Consider the following 16,694-nt stretch of genomic DNA (forward strand, 5'->3'; position numbering starts at 1 on the left):
CTTAAATTCATGGGAAAGATGATTCACGAGCATCGAAGCGGTAAATTCTCAGCATTTATTGACTAAAATTCTCGAAATACTTCAAGAATTGCGTCCGCTCGAAAGTATTCACCCCATTCAAATCGCGCATGCTCAGCAGACCTTTGAAGCTATCGATATTCGCCATGCGTTTGCTTTCCATCCAACATTTCATCTCTTGCAGGTATTCAGCGATCACGTTCGAAGTATTCTTATAAATAGTACTGCATATTTCTACCGCCGTGGCTCCGGCCAATATCGTTTTGATAACCCCTTTGGCTGAATGAATGCCGCCCGAGGCAGCGTAATCCGTTTTTTTTACAGCAGCGGAAGCGATTCCAATCCATCTCAGCACTCTGCCTAAATCCATTTCCGTGCTGAGCGCCTTGCCCGGCACCTGCTGCATCCTGTCTACATTGATATCAATCGGATAAAACCGATTGAAAAGCACTACCGCCGCCACACCGTTCGCCGAAAGTTGGTTGATCAGTGCTACCGGATTGGTGAAATTATCACCCAATTTCATGATAATGGGAATACGAACTGCCTTTTTGATTCGCCTTAAAATATCGATATGCTTTTGTTCGAACTCGCCGTAATCGTAATCGAGGGAGGTCCGCAAAGCCAAGATGTTTATTTCCAAAGCGTCTGCACCGGCCTTCTCCACGTTTCGGGCAAAGTCGGTCCAGTTGGCGTCGTCATAACAATTGATGCTGGCGATGATGGGAATATCACAAATATTCTTGCTTTCAGCGATCAGTGAAACATATTCGTTCAATTTGTGTTGACGCAGGTAACCTTCCAGATAATCATTGCCTTCGCCGTACCATGTACCGGTGTCGAGCAGATTATCGGCATCCATCAATATCTGTTCCTCAAAAAGAGATTTCAGCACGATCGCTCCTGCACCGGCTTCATACAACTTCCTATTCTTAGCGGGAGTATCCGTCAAACTCGAACTGCTGACAATAAGGGGGTTCTTTAACTTCAACCCCGCAAACGAAGTCTCTAAGGTCACCCTCATATCTTATTAAAATTAAGATTCATTTAATACCCGTTGCGGAGAGACAGGGATTCAAACCCTGGATACGGTTACCCGTATGCCGCATTTCGAGTGCGGTCCGATCGTTCACTCCGGCATCTCTCCTTTTTGTTGGTACAAATGTAAAGGCTTTCCCCAACTTCTGCAAATACTTCAGTCGAATTTTGCAATAAATATTTTTGTATCGTACTTTTGCGAATCAGATTAGAACAGGTATGATATATCCGAAGAATTACGAACAAAAGATCGGATTCGACACTATCCGGTTGTTGCTGAAAGAGAAATGCCTGAGCTCCTTAGGCAAACAACGGATAGACGAAATGAAATTTTCCTCCCAATTCGACGAAATAAACGAACAGCTCGATCAAACCGTCGAGATGATGCGAATATTGCAGGAAGAAGAGCCTTTCCCCCATCAGTTTTTCATCGACGTACGCCCTTGTCTGAAACGAATCCGAGCGGAAGGAACGTATCTCGACGAACCGAAGTTGTTCGACTTGCGCCAATCTTTGGAAACGATCCGCAATATCATTGGATTCCTGACACCGAATCGCAGCGGAGCTGCTCTTTACCCCGCCCTATACAGACTGATAGAAGACGAGGTACTCGCTTTTCCGCAGCTTATTGACGAAATAGATCGGTTAGTAAACCCGTTTGGGCACATCAGAGACGATGCGTCAGACATTTTGCAAACCGTGCGAAGCGATCTGACAAGGATCGTAGGAAGTATTTCGCACACCTTGAATCATATTCTCAAACAGGCGCAATCCGCCGGGTATGTAGATAGAGAGGCGGTTCCCACGCTGCGCGATGGACGGTTGGTGATCCCTGTTGCGCCCACATTGAAGCGAAAGATCAAAGGCATTGTTCACGACGAATCCTCCTCTGGCAAAACCGTATTCATCGAACCCGAAGAAGTGGTCGAAGCCAACAATCGCATCCGCGAATTGGAGCACGAAGAAAAGCGGGAAATCGTCCGTATCCTGATGGAATTCTCCGTCAACATTCGCCCGCAAATCCCGGAAATACTGCGATCTTACGAGTTTCTGGCAGAGATTGACTTTATCCGCGCCAAGGCGCTATTCGCTATTCAGACGAACGGCCTGAAACCAGACGTGGAAGATGCGTGCATCCTCGATTGGGGGACGGCTGTCCACCCCTTATTGCAGATGTCATTAGCCAAACACGACAAAGAGGTCGTCCCCCTAGACATCGAATTGAACAGCCGTCAACGAATCTTACTCATTTCCGGACCGAATGCCGGCGGCAAATCCGTTTGCTTAAAAACGGTCGGGTTGTTGCAATACATGCTCCAATGCGGCATGCCCGTCCCCTTGAGCGAAAGCAGCAAAGCGGGGATCTTCCGCGATATTTTCATCGATATAGGTGATGAACAGAGTATTGAGGATGATCTGAGCACATATTCCTCACATTTGTCGAATATGAAGACAATGCTGAAACACGGCAACGAACACAGCCTGATTCTTATCGACGAATTCGGTGGAGGAACTGAGCCGCAAATAGGTGGCGCCATTGCGGAGGCCTTGTTGAAACGTTTCAACGAAAAAAAAATATTTGGTCTCATCACCACCCATTACCAGAACCTGAAACATTATGCGGAAGACCACGAAGGCATCGTCAACGGAGCCATGTTGTACGACCGACATCTGATGCAAGCACTCTTCCAACTTCAGATCGGTAATCCGGGAAGCTCGTTCGCCGTAGAGATTGCGAGGAAAATCGGCTTGCCGGAAGATGTCATCGACGATGCCTCGGCATTAGTCGGGAGCGAGTACATCAACTCTGACAAATACTTGCAGGATATCGTCAGAGACAAGCGATACTGGGAAAATAAGCGGCAGCATGTCCGCCTTCGGGAAAAATATCTGGAGGAGATCATCACCAAGTATGAAGCGGAAATACGAGAACTGGACAAAAGTCGAAAAGAAATCATCAGAAAAGCGAAAGAAGAGGCGGAATGGCTGCTGAAAGAATCGAACGCCCGCATTGAAAAAACGATCCGAACGATTAAAGAAGCCCAAGCCGAAAAGGAACAGACTAAACAAGTTCGCCAGCAATTGGAGAAACTGCAAAGTGAGATAGACAGCGTGGAGCAAATAGCCGCAGACGACCAAATCGAACAGCAAATGCGGAAATTACAAGAAAGACAAGCGAGAAGAAAAGCACGAAAGGGAGCTCGATCGATCGACGAACCTGAAAAGGAAAACCTCCCACTTCGGGAAGGCGATACCGTGAGGATTACGGGACAAAGCAGCGTGGGGCAGGTAGCCGAAATAAACGGCAACAATGCCGTCGTCATTTTCGGTGTTGTCAAAACAACAGTGAACATTGCCCGATTGGAACGGGCAAACCGCCCTCCAACCACCGAACGCTCCACAGCGAAAAGCGCTTTTGTGGGTACGCAGACACAGGAACAGGTCTACGAAAAAAAGCTGAACTTCAAGCAAGACATCGACGTTCGCGGAATGCGAGGTGACGAAGCGATTCGAGCGGTCACTTATTTCATCGACGATGCCGTGCTCTTAGGAGCCAAGCGCGTACGGATTCTGCACGGTACGGGCTCTGGCATTCTCCGAATGCTTATTCGCAAATATCTTTCCACAGTTCCAGGCATCGCCTGTTATCGCGACGAGCATGTCCAACTCGGCGGGGTGGGAATTACCGTAGTCGATTTGCTTTGAAAGCGTATGCACAGACCGATTATTTCATCTTCTGAAAGCAGCGGAACTTTCCGAAGGCTTCAAAACGAAAAAAGAGATTCGCAGCGCCCGTAAACGCCAAAACGAAGGAAAAGAAAGCCTCGATCGCTTCGGCAACGATCGAAAGTTCCATGTCAAACGGATTTGCCCAACCAAATCGATAGCATGTCAAAATAAAGTATTAGTTTTGCGGAAAATTTAAATACCTGTCTTCATGAAGTCTTTACGTGAACTATATCGCATCGGCAACGGCCCATCGAGCAGTCATACTATAGCTCCCCGCCGGGCAGCAACCACCTTCCTCTGTCGGCATCCCGAAGCAAAAACTTTCGAGGTGACGCTCTACGGCAGCCTAGCCGCAACCGGCAGAGGACACATGACTGATAAAGCCATCCTCGATATTCTGCAACCCGCCGCCCCCACCGAGATCCGCTGGAAAGCACACGTTTTTTTGCCCTTTCATCCTAACGGAATGACTTTCAAATCGAAAGACGAGCAGGGAAAGGTGACCGACGAATGGACTGTGTACAGCGTGGGCGGTGGAGCCCTGGCCGAAGAAGGCTTCGATGATAGATCGACCCCCGACATCTATACAAAGAACAAGTTGGGAGAAATTCTGTATTGGTGCGAACATACGGGGCGCAACTATTGGGAATACGTCAGCGACTGTGAAGACGACCACATCTGGGATTACTTAGCCGAGATATGGAAGGTGATGAAAGATTCCATCGAAAGAGGGTTGGAACACGAGGGTGTCCTCCCCGGCCCGCTGAACTTAAAGCGAAAGGCCTCTACCTATTACATCAAGGCGAGGGGGTATAAAGACAGCCTTCGCTCGCGCGGACTGGTCTTCGCTTATGCGCTCGCCGTGAGTGAGGAAAATGCCTCCGGCGGACTGATCGTAACGGCTCCTACCTGCGGCTCGTGCGGTGTATTGCCGGCCGTGCTCTATCATTTACAGAAGAGTCACGAGTTCAGCGATACCCGTATACTTCGCGCCTTAGCCACCGCCGGTCTGTTCGGCAACGTGGTAAAAACGAACGCTTCCATCTCGGGAGCAGAAGCCGGTTGTCAAGCGGAAGTGGGCGTCGCCTGCTCCATGGCCTCCGCCGCATCGTGCCAATTGTTCGGAGGCAGCCCGGCGCAAATCGAATACGCTGCGGAGATGTCGTTGGAACACCATTTGGGGATGACGTGCGATCCGGTGTGTGGACTGGTGCAGATCCCCTGCATCGAACGAAACGCTTATGCGGCCGCCCAAGCGTTGGACGCTAATATCTACGCCTCGTTTACCGACGGACGCCATCGAGTCTCTTTCGATAAAGTAGTCGAAGTAATGAAGCAGACCGGACACGATTTGCCTTCCTTATACAAAGAAACCAGCGAAGGCGGACTGGCGAAGGATTACCGTCCGATGGACTAAACGTCGGTGCTGTCGGCTACCGCTTCCCACAGAGTAACATCGACGGTATCCTCCTCCTTCTCGATCGCCACTTTCCCCGAAGGAGCGATGGTAATGGTAAAGGGGACATACAAGTCGGTCATCGGGAAACTCACACTAGCTGCTAATACGATGTCCCCCTTCCCATTCGCAGTCTTTTCATTGTCCAAAACTACCCCTTCCAAAATCGATCGACTCAGATAAGCGTCGGGCAAGAAAGCAGCGAAATCCTTTTTCGTAAAGGTCTTGCCGAACAGCTGGGAACGATCCGCACGGGTAATACTCACCGCAATGCGATTATCGGTAAATGTGCCCATCTCGCTCTCGACCGCGGGAAGGGAATCGGCAGGGGCGCGACGGATAAACAAACGATAACGTTTACCGCCGGCCGTAATCTCCAGATCCGCTTGCCAACTTTTCATTCGTTGTACGCCTGTATTCCGATCTACGCTGTCTATCTGATAGACCCGTTGTTCTTCAGACGCATCTGTCGCCTTTTTCGTTTTCGAACAGCTCGTCATCCAAAGCATCCCGATAAAAAACAGTAAAAAAAGATTTTTCATAAGTCGAATTTTACAAGGCAAAATAACGAAATCGTCCCGACACTTACAAGAATTGCGCAAAGATTTTCATTATCCGTAAAATTCAAAAGTCTTTTACTTGCAAATTAAAATATTTACCTATTTTTGTCTTCGAATTTATCAAATCACAAGCAATATGAACCATCTGCAAAAGCGTTATTTTCTACCGGAAGAAGAAATTCCCCGATATTGGTATAACATTCAGGCCGACATGAAGCACAAACCCCTGCCGCCGTTGAACCCGAAGACCAAAGAGCCGCTGAAAGCGGAAGATCTTTACCCGATCTTCGCAAAGGCCGTTTGTCAACAGGAATTGAACCAAACAGACGCCTGGATAAAGATTCCCGACGAAGTACGCAACATGTATAAATACTACCGCAGTACGCCGCTGGTGCGCGCTTACAGTTTGGAAAAGGCCTTGGGAACTCCGGCTCACATCTATTTCAAGAACGAGAGTGTCAGTCCTGTCGGCTCTCACAAATTGAATTCCGCCTTAGCCCAAGCCTATTACTGCAAGGCCGAAGGCGTTACGAACATCACCACGGAAACAGGAGCGGGGCAATGGGGAGCCGCCCTCTCTTACGCGGCACAAGCGTTCGGCTTGGAGGCTGCCGTCTTCCAGGTCAAAATCAGCTATACCCAAAAACCTTACCGCCGAAGCATCATGCAGACTTTCGGCGCAATCGTTACCCCCTCCCCCTCCATGTCGACCCGCGCCGGTAAAGACATCCTGACCCAATATCCCAATCATCAGGGATCGTTGGGTACGGCCATCTCCGAAGCCATCGAATTAGCCGGACATACCCCCCATTGCAAATACACCTTAGGTTCCGTGTTAAACCATGTGGCACTGCATCAAACCGTCATCGGTCTGGAAGCGGAAAAACAGATGGCCATGGCCGGTGAATACCCAGATGTGATCATCGCCTGCTTCGGCGGCGGCTCTAATTTCGGTGGCATCGCCTTCCCTTTCATGCGGCACACGATCATGGAGGGGAAAAAAACACGGTACGTGGCAGCCGAACCGGCATCCTGCCCCAAGCTGACCCGCGGGAAATTCGAATACGACTTTGGCGACGAGACAGGATACACCCCTCTCCTCCCAATGTATACCTTAGGACATTCTTTCCGACCTTCCAACATTCATGCCGGAGGTCTCCGCTATCATGGAGCGGGCGTAATCGTTTCACAACTCATGAAGGATAAGCTGATGGAAGCCGTAGACATCAAGCAACTCGAATCTTTCCAGGCGGGTACCCTCTTTGCCCGCACCGAAGGCATCATCCCCGCACCGGAATCCTGCCATGCCATCGCCGCTGCTGTCCGCGAAGCAAACAGGTGCAAGGAAACCGGCGAAGAAGAAGTCATTCTTTTCAACCTCTCCGGTCATGGACTGATCGACATGTCCGCCTACGATCAATATTTGGAAGGAAACTTGCAAAACTACGAGTTGACCGACGATGAAATCGCTAAAAATCTGACGACAATCGAATCGCTCCAACCGAAATAATCTAAACATTCAAGATAGAAGTGCAATTTCTTATCGTGTGTTTGTAAGAGTTGACCTCTCCGTTGGCTGCAGACGTTCTTGGAGCGAAGCGACAAGGTTGTCCGTAGCCAACGGAGAGGAATAGAAACAACCGGCAATACAAAAAAGGGAGACCACCGTCTCCCAAGGATTAATTACTTTTGTATTGTTATGTACAAGCATTTAACCCGTGAGCAAAGGTATGCAATCTACCTGGGAAAACAAAAGAAACTGACCAATAAGGCAATTGCTCGGCTGATTAAGGTCAGTGAATCAACCGTAAGCCGTGAATTAAGGCGCAATGCGACGAAGAGTGCTAAGTATGTCTGGGACAAGGCAGACACCCTTTCCGTAGGCCGTATGCATCGTGCACCCGGAAACCGTGCCGTGAGCCCTTCGCTTATTTGGTGTGTCAAGGAGCTTATCATTCAGGAGCAATGGTCTCCTAAGCAAATATCCGGCTATCTGGCGAAGGAGGGGACAAGCATTTCCCATGAAACCATCTACAAGATAATCCGCAAGGATGTGAGCGGCATGCTTGCTTCAAACTGCCGACATAGGATGAAATACCGTCGCAGACCCTCGCACCGGCATGAAACCAAGGCACCCAGTATCAAGAACAGAGTAAGTATTCACGAGCGCCCAAAGGAAGCCAACGGAAAGAGGTTCGGGGACTGGGAAATCGATCTGATTGTAGACAAGGACAACCATGCTATACTCACAATGATTGAACGCAGCACCAATTTCCTGATTATGGAGAAACTCAGGTTCGACAAGAAAGCCAAGCCTTTGGCAAGGACGGTATGGAGACTGCTCATGCCCTACAAGGGAGAGAACCTCAAGACCATTACCACGGATAATGGAAGTGAGTTTGCAGAACATGAATGGATGGCCAGACATCTGGGACTGGATGTCTATTGCACCGATGCTTACGCCTCATGGCAGAAAGAAGCCATTGAGAACACCAACAAACTCATCAGACAGTACATACCAAAAGGGACGGATATAAGTACTATTACAGACAGGAAAATAAAGAGAATACAGGCTAAAATCAATAGAAGACCAAGAGAAAAATTAAACTTCTCAACACCAAAGAGGGAGTTTTACAAATATTATGCGTAATATTGCACTTGCTGGTTGACTCTTTACAACCGAAATAATCGCCAATCATCTCCATATTTATATACAAGACATTTGGAGATTCAGAAAATAATCGTACCTTTGTAGCGATCTTGATCATCGTTCCGTCCGAACGGAAGCGCCGACGGCCTCTTCGTCTATCGGTTAGGACGCAAGATTTTCATTCTTGAAAGAGGGGTTCGATTCCCCTAGAGGCTACCTGAAAGCATGGGATTTCCCCCGTGCTTTTCTATTTCTTTATGGATTTTTTAAAGACGGGCACGGATTGCGAATGATCGAGTACAAAAAAGCAGGCGGCTTGAAGCCGCCTGCCAGCTAACAAATAAAAACTGTATTATTCCGCTATAGGACGCACGGAGAGCCCCAATGAACGGTAATTGCTGTACAACGAGCATATAAAGCTCGAGCCGAAGTACAGGTCGCAACCGTAGATCGACGTTCGGTGTGGAATCGCTGTCCAATAATAACCGAAGTTACCGGCTCCGGACGACACCCCGGTGTATAGGTTGCGATACCCCGAAGCAGGGAAATGGACGACTGCATCAGGAGAAGAAAGTTTGTTATTGAAATCCCAGCCGTAGTTCCAAGCGCCGCTCGTATTCATAGGACCATTATTCTGACCGTTGGTAGTGAATCCGGAAAAAGCATTCGATGGGGGCATCCTGAAACCGACGGGACTGGGATCGTAGACGGTCTTGATCACCACATTGTCGTTATAACCGGTGTCATTGTTGTCTGTCGACCAATAGTTATACCGATTGTAAATATTAGACCAAGAATTGCCCTCATTATAGAATGTGCCGGGATGTTGGATACCATTTTGGATGGACATATTATTACCACCATTGGGCACAAACGAACCGTTAAGACCAGTCTCCGTACCCGGAAAGGCATCCTTACGCCCGAACTGATAAAAGGTGTTATGACCTTTTTTTCTGTTACCGGGATTTTGCGTGACGGTGAACACGGCAGGAGTACCCGTACCATATTTCTGCTTCACCTTGACCAGTACGCTGCGAGGCGTATTATAGACGGTCTTCACGTATTCGGTGTATTTCCAACCTATGTTTTCTTTACTAAATTGGTATTTCACGTTCTGGAAGTTGATACATTCCGTCGCATCGAGTACATCGTCCGGAGCGAACCACAGGTGCCAACTCCACAGAATAATTCCATCCGCATTCTTTGCGGCCACCACCGCATTGCCCTGTTTGATGGCGCTCTGCGGAACCTCGAAGACCAAATAGGAATCCTGTCCCGTACCCGTAACATCGAGATCAGTCACGAGTCCACTCTCGTCCGCCCATACGATAGCGGCTTGAGTAGCCGGATCGTTGCTGTGTTGTACGTTGATGTAAGGCGAAGCGATGTCCGTATTGGCGTGATCCTTGAAATTCTGCAAGAGGTAGATACTCGACTTGGAAGTTTTGTACGCGCTCTCGTTGGTCGCCCCATTGACGATGGCATTCCCGTAGATCAGAGGCAACTTGTAATGACCGGGGGCGGAGATGACATAGCAGTTGGCCGTATTCTGCAATATCACGGCACCCTTGATATCGTGCATGGACAAATCCCATTCAGCGCCCGATGTACCTCGTGGCGTCGCATTCTTCAAGGCGTTGTTACGCGTCTCTACTCCATCGATAATGTCCACGGTCAGCGTGGCAGTACCGGTTTCGGCAGCCGTACCACCCTCGCCGTTCTCCTTGCTCAATGCAGTAAGCCAGTCCGGTTTTTCGGCGCTGAAATTCAGGCCGCCGTCCATACTGTAGCCGACGACCTCCCAAGGTACAGCCTCTTGCTTCGTACCGGATTGACGATAGGAAGTAATACCGTAAGCACCGCTCTGTGTCTGATCGAAAGCCACAGTAGCGGCAGGCGAAGTGGCCGTAAGTTTCCATTCCCAATTACTCGTCGAGGGGTTCGATATCTGATAGGTTTTCGTCGTACCGGGAGTCCAGATACGATTTTCTAAAGAGGCGGTAATCTGCGTATCGTCATCGAAGGTGACGACCACCTTCGAACCTGCCGGGCAAGTTTGAGGTACCATCAGGAAAAGCTTGTCGCCGTTAGTAAGTTCACTGTTGAAGGCCTGCGAGGTGGAAATGTGAAGCCCGTCCAGGGTGTAGACAGAGGGAGTATTCTGATTCGTCCACGTGTTCGTGCCTAATGTACAACGTCCCTTGCCATACACGCCTACAATCTCGATTTTCGCGATGGTTTTCTCCCACGAGAGGTTGCTGCCTACGGCGAACTTGATGGCCGTCAGAGCATGCTTGAATGTTAGGGGAACGGTTTGATTTTCACCGGGCTTGGAAATCGGTCCGGTAGCGACGGTCATCAGGTCGACCTGATCGGTTACGGACGACTTCACGGTGAAGTCCACATACGGCGTACCGCTGTACGTGGCAGGGGACAACTGTGCATCGTCCTCATAGGGGAACAGAGCGTAAAAGCTCAATGTGGCGGCATCTGTTGGCCAGTCCGTCGGCGTATACAGAGTACCGGAAAAATGTACTTTCGCATGATACAGAAAGTCAGGCGTAGTAGCGCCATTTTTAATAGCCGATATGCTGAAGTCGCCGTCGATGTTCGTCTTGATTTCGGCGCGGGTAGAAGCATCGTGTCGTATGGGATTCACGCCATCGACGGTCGTCTCTCGCAGGCACACCTCCAGACCAGCCGTCTGTTGAAAATCGATTCGATGCATTTCGTAAACTTCGCTCGGCAAGGAGCGCGTCCCGATCTCAGGAGCGTCTTGTACGTCGGTCACGGTAAAGGCAAGTACGTTTTTCGTACCCTTACCACCTTCGTCAACGAGCTTCTCGTCCATACAGGCAGTAAAAGCCACGGAGCTCAGTAAGACGAGCACCGCAGCGGAATGGAGGAAAAATGTTCTATTCATCATGTGGATACCTCATTCTCGCCACTTGAACAGGGACGAATATCGAGGATTTTGTTAACAGTGTTTGTTAATTCTTTTTTATGTCTCTTTTTACAGGAGAGTTTATTTCCTTTCGAGATACTTAGAAATCCAACTCCTCTTCGCCGTCGTCCCCGATGGGGCTGACGCCGGGAGTCATTCCGATACTGCTGGCTGCAATCAAGCTTTGCAATTCCAGATCAATCACTTCGCACAAGGACGATTCATACTGTTCATTATTGTTCATAAACTATTGTTTTAATCGATTTATACCAAGTTCGAACCCAGGCGGCGTGACGCTACCGAGTAATTCGACGAGAGCTAAAATCCGTTTTTAATTTTAAATACTGCCGATCCGATCAGCGGAAAAGAAAGTCCTTTCGATTTACCGACAATCAGGGGAATTTTGTCAGTTTTTTTATACATTTTCTATCGATCTTCCGATTAAAATTTTGCAAAGGTAATCATTTTTGAATAAAATCATTCGAAATCTCAAAAAAAAAGATTCGTACATTCAAGAAGCAAATGAAATTATTAAATATCAATAAAAATACGGCTATATTGTTTTACAAAATGTTTTTCGTATATTTCCTCTAAAAAAACTTCCTCTAATATCTTCCCAATCCCTCCTATGTACATGTATAGATAAATGAAGACAAAAAACAACTTCCAACAACATTAGTTGTCAGCAACTTGTTCTCTATATTTTATTAATTTCCTCTACGAGCTTTAAAACTCACACCGGCATCCAAATCCTGCTGCAGTGTCAATCAGTTTGCATACCGACCCAAAACGGAAAAAATGTGTTTATGTCAATAATCAGGGCATAACAAGTTTGTACATAGGGCGAATAAAAACTGTTATAGAAGAAAAGAATACAGCAGTTAATGCCATTCCTTATTCTTCAAGAATTCAGTGAATTTATAAAAAACTTACGCACGACATTGACATGCGCTTTCTTTATTTCATGATATTATATACCAGAGAGATACTGAAATTGAAAGTATTGTAAAGATAATCCCTTCATATACCTATTTTTTGCGATGAGACGAATTTGAAAGATCGGCGAGGACTCCTTACTTTTGCGAAAATTAAAATTCAATCTTATGAAAAATAAAGCAAAAGCCCGCTACGGAAACTGGATCTCCACCAACCTGATGATTTTGGTATGCAATTGCCTCTTACTCTTTCTGATAGTACTCCTCTGCTTGATCGTCCTGACCCGTGGATGGTTATGGATTGCACTCGTCTCCGTACCAACCGCATGTATCCTATTCCTTACCGCATACCTGTATCTCCTTCGAAGAGCTTTCTCCTTCGAGGGAGGGGGAATGATGGGCGTCATTCATCAGTTTCTCGTAGATCACCTGAATTGGGACGGCAAGGGGAAATTGCTCGAAGTAGGTTGCGGTTCGGCGGCGCTCACCATTCGTTGCGCAAAGAAATTCAAGGATGCCAAATGCTATGGTATAGATTATTGGGGGGCGATATGGAATTACGGACAAGCACTGTGCGAGTCGAATGCCAAGGTCGAAGGAGTGGACGAACGGTGTTTCTTTTCGAAAGGAGATGCCAACCACCTCGCTTTTGAAGACGAGACCTTCGATGCGGTAGTCAGCAATTTCGTATACCACGAGGTACGGAACAATCCGGACAAATACTCTTTAATACGTGAAACTTTACGAGTATTGAAAAAAGGTGGATCGTTCTCCTTGCTGGATCTCTTCGGGCAGAAATCCATCTACGGAGATTTTCCCGCATTTGTAGAAACATTGAAAAGAGAAGGTATCACAAAGATCCATTATCTCGCATACAGTGAGAAAAGAATGCCTCTTCCCCGCTGGATGAAGATTCCGGGAATACTCTCCGGCGTAGGCCTGATCTACGGCATAAAGTGAGGATCGCTCACCACGCTATCGGCGTTTCCCCGTGAGCCGTCAAGTAGTCGTTCGTCCGGCTGAAATGTTTATTGCCGAAGAATCCGTGAGAAGCAGACAAGGGAGATGGGTGCGCAGAGGTAAGCACCAGGTGCCTGTTACGGTCGATAAAGGCTCCTTTCTTTTGAGCGTAAGCCCCCCAAAGGATGAAAACCAAATGTTCGCGTTGTTCTGCCAATGCACGGATGGCTGCATCGGTGAACTCTTCCCATCCTTTCCCCTGATGCGAGCCTGCCCGATGAGCACGAACTGTCAACGTGGCATTCAACAATAAAACGCCCTGTTTTGCCCAATGGGTCAAGTTTCCGGTAGAGAGAACGGCCTCCCCCAAATCGGCCTGTATTTCTTTGAAGATATTCTGCAACGAAGGCGGATACGGGATACCGTCATTGACAGAGAAGCACAGACCGACCGCCTGTCCGGGCTCATGATAGGGATCTTGCCCGATAAGCACCACCTTTACCTGATCGAAAGGGCAAAGATTAAAAGCGTTGAATATCAACTTTCCCGGAGGGTAACAAGTCGTAGCACGATATTCCCCACGGACGAATTCTGTCAGTCGCAGAAAATACGGCTTCTCAAATTCCGGCGACAAGACCTGTCGCCACGTAGATTCGATTTGCACATTCATATTGTCAACATTTTAATACCATGTAATCGATGAGCCCGTATTACTCCGCTGATCCCATTTCAAAGCGTCGGTCAACATGCTCGCATTCGCTCGGATACTGAAGTTGTACGAGGTGAACTGCCCGAACACCAAGCCGCAACTCATACTGAAGCAATGCAGGTCGCGGGAAATATTGACCGTACTCATCGAGATCGTCTTTTCATTGAAATCGTATCCCGAAGAGAAGTTGATATTCCAACGGCTCCCCAATTTCAAATTTCCCGAAGCATTGACCGAGTGAGTGATCGCATAGGGATAACGCATGCTCTTAATATTGATCTTCTTCGATCGATCTTCCCGAATGCTGTAACTGTAGCTCAAACTCAACGACCACGGCATCTTGAAGGCCAAATACCCGTCCGGATCCAATTTCGCATCTTCCTGTTTCCTGGTAGCGTTTTTTTTATCCTCTTCGTTTTCGTTTCGGTTCTCGTCTTCTCGGTCTGTGTTCTCTTGCTCGTTCTTCTCTTCTTTTTTCTTATCTTTCTCTTTCCCGAACCAATTTTTCCACGTATCGTTATTGAAAGTATAGGAGAACGAACCGCTATATCCCTGGAAACGGCCGAATCGACCGTACGACCATTCCGTACGGTCACCTACCACCACATTACCATTCTTATCGAATTGATAAGCATACGTGGCAAAAGAAGCGTTCATCGTAAAGGTGTAACTTTTCGACAATTTCAGGCGGATATTGGTGCTCAAATCGCTCCAAGGGCGTACGGTCGCCGCCGTATTGTACGAGATATTCGCCGAGAGCTGATCGATCAGGCTCACCTTCTTGATACCCGTAGTATCTTTGTCCGATTTGATCTTCATTTCCACATTATTATCGACGGTAAACGTTATCGCCCCCTGTTTTCCTTTACCGGGAGGAGAAAATGTCTGTCCGGCGAAAGGAGAATATTCCACCGTATGTACTTCTCCATCCGGATCGGTATACTGATAGGTCTTCCAATAACCGTACCGTTCCGCACCGAAATCAGGTGCATAACTGAAGCTGACGGACGGAGTGAACACGTGCCGGATCATTTGCACCTTATCGCCGAACATCTTCCACGGTTTGAAGAACCCGTACAGCTTGGTATTTACCGACACATTCATATTATAATTATATACGCGGCTGAAACCGTTGATCGTATCGCGTTTTGTATGGTTGGAAGCCAGGGGATCGTAATGCTGTTCCACCTTCCGAGTATACCACCGTTCCGTATAATTAAAAGTAGGCACGAAATTGATATATTTGAAAAGGGTGAACGTAGCGCTGATAGGAATTTTGTGCTGCATGCCGTTTTTCCAATCCTTCAATCCCTGCTTGAAGATCAGGTTGTCCTTCGTATTGATACTGTTCGTCAACTGGCCGGTATATTGCAAGGAAATCTTCTCGTACCAACGTTCCTCGCCGGCGGCTTTCTTTCGTTTGAACGGATAGATGCGATTCAACGTGATATTCAAGTCGGGCAAAGTCACACTCAACGATGAATCTCTCGTATTTTGGGTGATATTGAACGTACCCGAGAAATTCAATCCGAGACTGGGGATCGTTCTGGAATAGTTCACGGAAGACGCCTTCGTATTGTTCGAATACATGGAAGGATTATACAAACTGCTCAGGCTACGACGATCATAGCTGCTTGTCGAGAAATTTACGTTGGCCGAGAACGTACTGTTCGGATTCGCTTTGCTGTCTTGCCGATGAGCCCAGGAGAGTTTGAAATCTTTCGTCACCTGATAATCGGGAAGGTTCTTTTCTCCGGTCTTCGTCACCAAATAACTGGCATTGAACGACCCCGAATACCTGTAGCGTTTATTATAATTAGATTGCGTCGTCAATCCCCACGAGCCTTTGGTAAAGATTTCGCCCAACAGTTTCAGGTCGACCCGATCGTTAATAGCGAAGTAATATCCTCCATCTTTCAAATAAAAGCCCCGATTCGTCTCATCGCCATAAGAAGGCATGATAAAACCCGAAGAATAACTGCTATTGAAAGGGAAGAAGCCGAAAGGAACGGCGATGGGCAAGGGCACGTCTTCGACCACAAGCTGAGCCGGTCCGAACACCGCATTTTTCTTCGGTCGGACTTTTGCCATGGACAGTCTCAAATAGAAATGCGGGTGATCGTGATTCTCGCAAGTGGTATATCTACCATGGCTCATGAAGAGTTCGTCGTTCGATCCTTTCTTGGTAGCCTCGCTCGTAATGTATCCCTCGCCTTGTTGCGTGGTAATATCGTTGATAAAACCCTTTTTCGACTTGAAGTTATACCGCATGATTTTCGATTCATACTGGTCGTCGCCGTCTTTAAACACCGGAGTTCCCGCTTCCACTCCCGTACTGTCCTTCACCCCGCAGGCATAAACCGAACTGCTGTCTACATTCATCGTGATAATATCGGAGGTAAGTTCTATCCGCTGATACTTCACCTTGCCCTGCCCGAATAGATGGGCCAATCCGTTTTCGAACACGATGGAGTCGGAGGCTTCGTAATCCACGGGAGCTTCAAGAGGCGTCTTATCTTTCTTAATCGTATCCGTCGCCAACGAATCCGTCCGAAGGGAATCCATCCGCACAGCGTCGGCGGCCTCTCCCGTCCTACGCCTTCGACTTCGTTGAGCCTCCGCGCTAAGAGAACACATCAGCAATAAGACAAGGAATAAATACGGGGTATATCTATTTAATTTGAATGACGCCAT

Annotated in this window: 11 protein-coding genes and 2 tRNA genes; 6 read left to right on the forward strand and 7 right to left on the reverse strand. The window is 47.9% G+C overall.

Annotated elements, in window-relative coordinates:
• Positions 1-55: 55 nt before the first annotated feature.
• Both BN102_RS05625 and BN102_RS10900 read right to left on the reverse strand, forming a co-directional pair.
• Positions 56-1,042 carry a dihydroorotate dehydrogenase-like protein gene (locus BN102_RS05625; RefSeq protein ID WP_019208128.1) on the reverse strand — a complete coding sequence of 329 codons (987 nt, stop codon included), beginning with the start codon at positions 1,040-1,042 and terminating at the stop codon, positions 56-58.
• 36 nt (positions 1,043-1,078) lie between these two features.
• Positions 1,079-1,165 (reverse strand) — tRNA-Ser (locus BN102_RS10900).
• 110 nt (positions 1,166-1,275) lie between these two features.
• Between BN102_RS10900 and BN102_RS05630 the strand changes: the two genes are divergently transcribed.
• Positions 1,276-3,762 carry an endonuclease MutS2 gene (locus BN102_RS05630; RefSeq protein ID WP_019208129.1) on the forward strand — a complete coding sequence of 829 codons (2,487 nt, stop codon included), beginning with the start codon at positions 1,276-1,278 and terminating at the stop codon, positions 3,760-3,762.
• Between the two features lie 232 nt (positions 3,763-3,994).
• Complete coding sequence (locus BN102_RS05635) at positions 3,995-5,203, forward strand: L-serine ammonia-lyase (RefSeq protein ID WP_019208131.1); 1,209 nt, start codon at positions 3,995-3,997, stop codon at positions 5,201-5,203.
• On the opposite strand, the gene BN102_RS05640 is transcribed toward BN102_RS05635, so the two are convergent.
• On the reverse strand, positions 5,200-5,784 hold the full coding sequence (locus BN102_RS05640; protein WP_019208132.1) for a DUF4738 domain-containing protein: 585 nt from the start codon (positions 5,782-5,784) through the stop codon (positions 5,200-5,202). The genes BN102_RS05635 and BN102_RS05640 overlap by 4 nt on opposite strands.
• A 154-nt stretch (positions 5,785-5,938) precedes the next feature.
• Here BN102_RS05640 and BN102_RS05645 point away from each other — a divergent pair, with 154 nt between their 5' ends.
• The 3 genes from BN102_RS05645 (at position 5,939) to BN102_RS05655 (ending at position 8,668) form a co-directional block, all read left to right on the forward strand.
• Positions 5,939-7,312: a TrpB-like pyridoxal phosphate-dependent enzyme gene (locus BN102_RS05645; protein WP_019208133.1), complete on the forward strand. Its 1,374-nt coding sequence runs from the start codon at positions 5,939-5,941 to the stop codon at positions 7,310-7,312.
• 189 nt (positions 7,313-7,501) lie between these two features.
• The gene (locus BN102_RS05650) at positions 7,502-8,452 is read left to right on the forward strand and encodes an IS30 family transposase (protein ID WP_019208134.1); all 951 of its coding nucleotides are present in this window, start codon (positions 7,502-7,504) and stop codon (positions 8,450-8,452) included.
• 144 nt (positions 8,453-8,596) lie between these two features.
• Positions 8,597-8,668: transfer RNA gene (locus BN102_RS05655), tRNA-Glu, on the forward strand.
• A 136-nt stretch (positions 8,669-8,804) separates the two neighbouring features.
• On the opposite strand, the gene BN102_RS05660 is transcribed toward BN102_RS05655, so the two are convergent.
• Both BN102_RS05660 and BN102_RS10905 read right to left on the reverse strand, forming a co-directional pair.
• A complete protein-coding gene (locus BN102_RS05660; protein ID WP_019208135.1) occupies positions 8,805-11,378 on the reverse strand; it encodes a fimbrillin family protein in 2,574 nt (857 codons plus the stop codon).
• A gap of 118 nt (positions 11,379-11,496) precedes the next feature.
• On the reverse strand, positions 11,497-11,640 hold the full coding sequence (locus tag BN102_RS10905; protein ID WP_019208136.1) for a hypothetical protein: 144 nt from the start codon (positions 11,638-11,640) through the stop codon (positions 11,497-11,499).
• Between the two features lie 859 nt (positions 11,641-12,499).
• Here BN102_RS10905 and BN102_RS05665 point away from each other — a divergent pair.
• The gene (locus BN102_RS05665) at positions 12,500-13,291 is read left to right on the forward strand and encodes a class I SAM-dependent methyltransferase (RefSeq protein WP_019208139.1); all 792 of its coding nucleotides are present in this window, start codon (positions 12,500-12,502) and stop codon (positions 13,289-13,291) included.
• Positions 13,292-13,298: 7 nt separating this feature from the next.
• On the opposite strand, the gene ung is transcribed toward BN102_RS05665, so the two are convergent.
• Positions 13,299-13,961, reverse strand: coding sequence for a uracil-DNA glycosylase (gene ung, locus BN102_RS05670; protein ID WP_019208140.1), 663 nt, complete (start codon positions 13,959-13,961; stop codon positions 13,299-13,301).
• A gap of 12 nt (positions 13,962-13,973) precedes the next feature.
• Positions 13,974-16,694 carry a putative LPS assembly protein LptD gene (locus BN102_RS05675; RefSeq protein ID WP_019208141.1) on the reverse strand — a complete coding sequence of 907 codons (2,721 nt, stop codon included), beginning with the start codon at positions 16,692-16,694 and terminating at the stop codon, positions 13,974-13,976.

Source organism: Phocaeicola abscessus CCUG 55929, from assembly GCF_000312445.1.
GTDB classification, from domain to species: domain Bacteria; phylum Bacteroidota; class Bacteroidia; order Bacteroidales; family Bacteroidaceae; genus Phocaeicola; species Phocaeicola abscessus.

Bases quoted from the DNA above. Each gene is read 5' to 3' on its own strand.
- BN102_RS05625 (WP_019208128.1), bottom strand. From the start codon at position 1,042: ATGAGGGTGACCTTAGAGACTTCGTTTGCGGGGTTGAAGTTAAAGAAC.
- BN102_RS05665 (WP_019208139.1), top strand. From the start codon at position 12,500: ATGAAAAATAAAGCAAAAGCCCGCTACGGAAACTGGATCTCCACCAAC.
- ung (WP_019208140.1), bottom strand. From the start codon at position 13,961: ATGAATGTGCAAATCGAATCTACGTGGCGACAGGTCTTGTCGCCGGAA.
- BN102_RS05675 (WP_019208141.1), bottom strand. From the start codon at position 16,694: ATGGCGTCATTCAAATTAAATAGATATACCCCGTATTTATTCCTTGTC.
- BN102_RS05660 (WP_019208135.1), bottom strand. From the start codon at position 11,378: ATGATGAATAGAACATTTTTCCTCCATTCCGCTGCGGTGCTCGTCTTA.
- BN102_RS05630 (WP_019208129.1), top strand. From the start codon at position 1,276: ATGATATATCCGAAGAATTACGAACAAAAGATCGGATTCGACACTATC.
- BN102_RS05645 (WP_019208133.1), top strand. From the start codon at position 5,939: ATGAACCATCTGCAAAAGCGTTATTTTCTACCGGAAGAAGAAATTCCC.
- BN102_RS05640 (WP_019208132.1), bottom strand. From the start codon at position 5,784: ATGAAAAATCTTTTTTTACTGTTTTTTATCGGGATGCTTTGGATGACG.
- BN102_RS05650 (WP_019208134.1), top strand. From the start codon at position 7,502: ATGTACAAGCATTTAACCCGTGAGCAAAGGTATGCAATCTACCTGGGA.
- BN102_RS10905 (WP_019208136.1), bottom strand. From the start codon at position 11,640: ATGAACAATAATGAACAGTATGAATCGTCCTTGTGCGAAGTGATTGAT.
- BN102_RS05635 (WP_019208131.1), top strand. From the start codon at position 3,995: ATGAAGTCTTTACGTGAACTATATCGCATCGGCAACGGCCCATCGAGC.